1 protein-coding gene is annotated in these 348 nt (G+C 69.5%); it reads right to left on the bottom strand.

The window, feature by feature from the left end:
* Positions 1–348, bottom strand: a 348-nt coding sequence (locus ADL12_RS25175; protein WP_159053291.1) for an aminotransferase class I/II-fold pyridoxal phosphate-dependent enzyme, incomplete at both ends; no start/stop codon positions are given.

Raw genomic sequence — 348 nt, 5'->3', positions numbered from 1 at the left:
AGCTGCCGCGGGTACGCCGACCAGCCGGCGATGATCACCTTCGGCCGGTGCTCCTTGGCGAGCCGCTCGACCTCGGCCATGTCCACGAGACCGGAGTCGGCGTCCACGTGATACGGGACCACGTGGAACTGCTTGCCCGAGAAGTTGATCTTCATGCCGTGGGTGAGGTGGCCGCCGTGGGCCAGGTCCAGCCCCAGGATGGTGTCGCCGGGCTGGGCCAGCGCGAACAGGGCGGCCTGGTTGGCGGAGGCGCCGGAGTGGGGCTGGACGTTGGCGTACTCGGCGCCGAACAGCTCCTTGATCCGGTCGATGGCGATCTGCTCGGCCACGTCGACGTGCTCGCAGCCG

Origin of the sequence: Streptomyces regalis, assembly GCF_001509475.1 — a bacterium.
Taxonomy (GTDB): domain Bacteria; phylum Actinomycetota; class Actinomycetes; order Streptomycetales; family Streptomycetaceae; genus Streptomyces; species Streptomyces regalis.
The sequence above is the reverse complement of the archived record's forward strand: the minus strand, read 5'-3'. Positions and strand labels throughout refer to the sequence as shown.